Here is a 2103-nt window from a genome sequence, read left to right as displayed (position 1 = left end):
CGCCGACCAGGCAACGGCCGAACGAACGAACCTGAAACCCCGTCAACCCGCCCTGACCAGCTGATCAGCACCCCCCGCACGCCGGGGGAACCTCACCCACTGGGCCTGGACCACCCATGCCCCCCGCGTCTGGTGACCAGAGCGACAAGAGCCGTATGACGAGAGATCGTCACGTACGGATCTGTGAGGGCCGAGGGGTGAGAATCCCCTCGGCTACTCGGCGATCAAGCCCACACGCCGCCGACCCGAGTCCATGCCGACTGGGTCCGGACCACGGGATCCTGTCGGGAATGTCTGGGATGCGGATGTCTTCTCGGTGGCGAGCCAGTGGTCGTGGGGGATGCCGGAACTGCGGTCCTGTCGGATGAGGGTGATCTCACGGGGGGCGTCGTGGGGGCCGATGGTGTACAGGAAGCCTTCGGGGGTGATCACGTTGATGCGGGCGTTGTAGATCCAGGCGGCCGCCAGAGGGGCGATGTCGCCGGACGCGTCGTCGTAGACACCGGGTGTTTCCAGGGAAGCGATGATCCTGTTGCGGTCCGTGTTGGACCAGCTTGCGGTGACCCCGGTCAGGATGTCGTTCCGGTCGGCGGGGCCCTCGCCCAGCAGGGCCCGGTAGACGTCGTTTTCCTGGGGGGTCATACCGTTGGTGAGGGAGGGGAACTGGTCCGCGGCGGTCCCACTCTGCCCCTGGGCGTCCAGCTGCGGCCACAGCACCTGCGGCGACCGTTCCAGGTCAGCGCTGAGTTCCCTGGCCAGAACGCTGCGGACATCCCCGGCGGTGACACCATCGACCCCGGACCGCAGCAGCGCGTGGAAGAAACAGTCACCGTCATGGGGGACATCGACCGCACGGAGGCCGCGCTCCTGCAGTGTCTGGGCCTGCGGGCCGGTGAGCGTACCGGCCGCCCCCGGCATGGAACCGTCCCACGCCAGAATCCAGTCCCAGAGATCCTTCGGCACCCCGGTCAGGTCCAAACCATCACCGGCCGGATCCAGTCCCGGAAGCCCGCCGAGGTCCCAGGAGCCGCCGTCCCAGCCCGGAATCCCGGCCGGGGCCAGACCACCACCGGTCAGGTCCAGACCCTCCGGCACCCCGGTGTCCAGACCACCACCCGTCAGGTCCAGTCCCGGAAGCCCGCCGAGGTCCCAGGAGTCGCCGTCCCAGCCCGGAATCCCGGCCACACCCGGAGCGTCGGCCATACCCTGGTCACTGCCCGGATCCAGACCACCGGCCGTATCCGTGGTTCCTTCCGTATCCACCGTGTCCGGTACCCCGGCCGGGTCCGGATCCTCACCCGGCGGCGGGTCATCAGTCGGCGACTGAGCGGGCGTTCGCACCACGTCGGCCTCCCCACGCCGCCGCCTTTTCCCCGGCCGGCCGGGTTTGGCAGTCGGCGGCTGATCGGACGGTAGCACCGCCGCATCGGCCTCCCCACGCACCGGGACGGCCTCCGCACGCCGCCTTTTCCCCGGCCGGCCAGAATCTCCGGCCCCCACCGCCGCACTCTTGCCACCCCCCCGCTCCACCTCATCCGGGTTGATGCCTGCGCTCTTCAATTGTTCCCGGATGTTACCCAGCCGATGACCTCTCCGGATGTCGTACATGATCTGGCCGATCGGAAGAACTGCGTTCTTGAACGGTACTTTCTTTGTCGTAGAAAGAATTTCGCCGTCCCATCCAGTTTCTTTCTGGTACTGAAGAATGGCGGCCAGGAAATCTTCGTCCTTCCACCGGTTTTTTTTGGATTTGAGGGTAGCTCCTTGTTCTTCGAGGCGGGCGATGAGGTGGTGGATGTCTTTCCCGTCTTTCCTTCTGCGGATTTGGGTGATGATTTTCCCGAGGGGCAGGGCGTGTCCGTTGAGGGGCCTGGTGAGATCCGCTGGGGGGTGGGGGGGATTTCTGCCGGATGTGTTCCAGTACGGGGTGTAGGCGGTAAGGATTTCGTCGTGGGACCATCCGCTGATCGTGTCGTTGAGGTGCGGGTGGTCTTCGGTCTGGTGCCACTGGATGTATTGATGGTGGAGGCGGTGGAGCGCGGCGGGGGTGAGGGAGGGGTGTGTGGTGGCGGTGATGTGCTGGTGGACGGCGCCCAGGGGTGG

Annotated in this window: 2 protein-coding genes; one reads left to right on the top strand and one right to left on the bottom strand. The window is 66.5% G+C overall.

Going from position 1 to position 2103, the window contains the following annotated elements; translation table 11 throughout:
* Nucleotides 1–213: 213 nt before the first annotated feature.
* Complete coding sequence (locus tag ACGFU7_RS47930; RefSeq protein WP_393705101.1) at nucleotides 214–1203, bottom strand: hypothetical protein; 990 nt, start codon at nucleotides 1201–1203, stop codon at nucleotides 214–216.
* Nucleotides 1204–1584: 381 nt separating this feature from the next.
* On the opposite strand from ACGFU7_RS47930, the gene ACGFU7_RS47925 reads away from it, so the two are divergent.
* Nucleotides 1585–2103 (top strand): hypothetical protein (locus ACGFU7_RS47925; protein ID WP_393705099.1); only part of this gene is annotated, 519 nt, incomplete at its 3' end.

The sequence above is a fragment of the Streptomyces sp. NPDC048473 genome (genome assembly GCF_043200155.1).
Lineage (GTDB): Bacteria > Actinomycetota > Actinomycetes > Streptomycetales > Streptomycetaceae > Streptomyces.
This window is presented reverse-complemented; position numbering and strand designations above follow the sequence as displayed.